The following is a 2,927-nucleotide window of genomic DNA, read 5'->3' as shown; positions in this document are numbered from 1 at the left end:
AAACTCGACCGGCTCGGTCGGGATCTGCGCCACCTGGTCAACATCGTGCACGACCTCACCGAGCGGGGCGTGGGGCTGAAGGTGCTCACCGGGCAGGGCGCGGCCATCGACACCACTACCGCCTCAGGCAAGTTGGTGTTCGGGATCTTCGCGGCCCTGGCCGAGTTCGAACGCGAGCTGATCTCCGAACGCACCAAGGCCGGCCTGGCATCGGCCCGCGCCCGTGGCCGCAAGGGCGGCAGGCCCTACAAGGTGACCCCCGCGAAGCTCCGCCTGGCCATGGCCTCGATGGGCAAGAAGGACACCAACGTCAGCGCGCTGTGCAAGGAATTAGGCATCACCCGCCAGACGCTCTACCGCCACGTCTCACCCACCGGTGAACTCCGCGAGGCAGGTAACAAGGTGCTGGCCCAACGCCAATGACCACCGCGGAACGCAGGCGAGAGACCTGTCTACGCGTGCCCCGTATGGCGCCCCGTCGCGGAAAGGGCCACCGGACGGGTCCTATGGGATGCTCCACGAGGCGTGCTTGCGTGTGAGCAGGTCAGCGGCGGGTGTTCCCGAGTGGGGTTCCCCTTACGGGCATGCGATCTGGGCTGACGCCTGTGACCGAGTGTTCAGTGCGCGCTGTATAGTTCAGTGCATGCTGACTATTGCTTCGCGTCTCGACGTGATGAACCGCCTGGGTCGTGCACTGGCCGACCCCACTCGATCCCGGATCATCTTGACCCTGCTCGACCATCCCGCTTACCCGGCGGAACTGGCCCGAGATCTGGACCTGACACGCCCGAACGTGTCCAACCACCTGGCATGCCTGCGCGATTGCGGGATCGTCGTCTCCGAGCCCGAGGGTCGTCGGACACGATATGAGATCGCCGATTCGCACCTGGCGCAGGCGCTGACGGCACTGGTCGATGCCACCCTGGCAGTGGACGAAGACGCCCCGTGCATCGATCCCGCCTGCTCGCTTCCCGGATGCGACGCAGCTGGGGAGGGCGCATGATCCTCACCTCGGTCTTGCAGGCGATGGGCCTGTTCGCAGCGACCAACATCGACGACATCATCGTGCTCTCCCTCTTCTTCGCGCGAGGGGCAGGCCAGCGCGGCACTACCGCCCGCATTCTGGCCGGCCAGTACCTCGGATTCGCCGGCATCCTCGGTGCCGCGGTCCTGGTGACCATCGGTGCCGGAGCATTCCTGCCCTCGGCAGCCATCCCGTACTTCGGTCTCATCCCTCTGGGCCTCGGCCTCTGGGCCGCATGGCAGGCCTGGCGCGGAGACGATGACGACGATGACGACGAGGCCAAGGTTGCCGGCAAGAAGGTCGGCGTGTGGACAGTCGCAGGCGTCACCCTTGCCAACGGCGGCGACAACATCGGCGTCTACACCCCTGTCTTCCTCAGCGTGGAACCTCTCGCAGTAGTCGCCTACTGCATCGTCTTCCTCGCGCTCGTCGCGGTCCTGGTGGCCCTGGCAAAATTCGTCGCCACCCGCCCCCCGATCGCCGAAGTGCTCGAACGCTGGGAGCACATCCTCTTCCCCATCGTTCTCATCGGCCTCGGCATCGTGATCCTCGTCAGCGGCGGAGCCTTCGGACTCTGACGTAGCGGCAGCGATCCAAACGGCCCCGACCGGGCGCACCCCTCTCGGTTCAGACCGCGACACCTACCTGCAGCCAGTCCTGCGTGATCGCGGCAACAAGACCGCCACGGAGCGCTGCAAAAACCCCGCCACCAAGCGAACGAAGCCACACGGGGTGTAGCAAAATTTGGTGCATAACCAGGGGGTGCGGAACCGCCTTACGGTGACGGGTTTTGCTCCACGTCGGAGCCAGCCCAGCCGGTACACACCTCGTGATAGAGGATGTGCGCCGTGGGCAGTCCAGTGGTGTCCCTGATCCGGTCCCATGCCGTAGCGAGTGCTCGGGGCGGGGTGGGGGCCTCCCCCGGCCCGCGCCACGTCGCCGCGACGATCTGCCACGGCGGGTTAGGCGGGGGCGGGGCGGAGCGGCCGCCCATGTGGTCCGGTGGTGGGGGTGGAGGTAACACGGTCTCCGCATGTAGGCGGCCGTCTCCGGTGATCAGAACGCCACGGTTTGTGAGTCTGTGGGCGGCCGCGTACTCGGCCCACCGGGCGAGCTGCTGCCAGTTGTCCCGGTTCAGCCCGTGAATCGACATGGCGATGCCAGCTAGGCGGGCGTAGTAAGGATTCACGCGCGAGCGTCGGCGCGCACGCGCGCCACCGTCGATTTGCTCACCTGACAGGCTGCGGCGGTCTCCGCGATGCTGCGGCCTTCCTCGTGCATCGCGAGGATGCGCGCGCGCAGCTCGTCCGTGAGCGTGCGGCGTCCGCGGGGGCGGGTGCGCTGCCACTCGTGCAGGGTCTCCGTGGTCCATCCTCGCGTGTCGTTGATCCACACGTCTGGCTCGGGTGTTCCGGCCTTGATGAAGCCCTGGGGCGTCATGCCGACCACGGCGGCGGCTTCTTTCAGTCCGTGCAGGTGCGCGCCGCGCGGGATAGTCTTGGGCATTGCATCGTCCTTTCGGTGTGGCCTCCCGGCCCATTGTTCCTGGCATCCGCCAGCGGCCGGGGGGCATTTTCATTCTGCGGGTGTGGTTCCGGGATGCGTGCTCAGCAAGTCGCACGCGGCCTCGTAGGCGCGCATAGCGGCCTTGGACAGCTCGAGGGCCATGTCTACGTGCTCGAAGGATTCCATGCGGCCAGCGGCGCGCGTGGCGGCTCCTGCGACCTCTAGGGCCGTGGCCTTGGTCAGCTGCGGGTCACCGTGACGCGGATCGGTGGGCAGCACTAGGCATCGCGGAATCTCTGCCAGGTACGGGGCGAGCGGGGTTCGCGCTGCGCGGCGCTGTAGCGCGCGGAGGTTGCCCAGGTGGTCGGCGCAAATCTCTCGTTTGTCCAGGTTGGAC

The 2,927-nt window shown here is 67.1% G+C and carries 5 protein-coding genes; 3 read left to right on the top strand and 2 right to left on the bottom strand.

The genetic code is table 11. The features are described from left to right. From AS25_RS09910 to AS25_RS09900, 3 genes are all read left to right on the top strand, one after another. A partial coding sequence (locus tag AS25_RS09910) for a recombinase family protein (protein WP_035964789.1) occupies nucleotides 1-423 on the top strand: 423 nt, incomplete at its 5' end. Between the two features lie 220 nt (nucleotides 424-643). Further along, the gene (cmtR, locus tag AS25_RS09905; RefSeq protein ID WP_006590980.1) at nucleotides 644-1,003 is read left to right on the top strand and encodes a Cd(II)/Pb(II)-sensing metalloregulatory transcriptional regulator CmtR; all 360 of its coding nucleotides are present in this window, start codon (nucleotides 644-646) and stop codon (nucleotides 1,001-1,003) included. Then, the gene (locus AS25_RS09900; RefSeq protein WP_016997609.1) at nucleotides 1,000-1,602 is read left to right on the top strand and encodes a cadmium resistance transporter; all 603 of its coding nucleotides are present in this window, start codon (nucleotides 1,000-1,002) and stop codon (nucleotides 1,600-1,602) included. The genes cmtR and AS25_RS09900 overlap by 4 nt, the downstream gene beginning before the upstream one ends. 607 nt (nucleotides 1,603-2,209) lie before the next feature. Here the strand turns inward: AS25_RS09900 and AS25_RS09895 are convergent. Continuing rightward, nucleotides 2,210-2,530 (bottom strand): helix-turn-helix domain-containing protein, encoded by a 321-nt coding sequence (locus tag AS25_RS09895; RefSeq protein WP_035964350.1) that lies wholly within the window; start codon nucleotides 2,528-2,530, stop codon nucleotides 2,210-2,212. 69 nt (nucleotides 2,531-2,599) lie between these two features. Next, nucleotides 2,600-2,927: hypothetical protein (locus AS25_RS15055; RefSeq protein WP_035964786.1), on the bottom strand; the 328-nt coding region annotated here is incomplete at its 5' end.

It is taken from the genome of Kocuria marina, from assembly GCF_000786655.1.
Lineage (GTDB): Bacteria > Actinomycetota > Actinomycetes > Actinomycetales > Micrococcaceae > Kocuria > Kocuria marina_A.
Note: the sequence above shows the minus strand (reverse complement) of the source record. Positions and strands in the feature narration are given on the sequence as shown.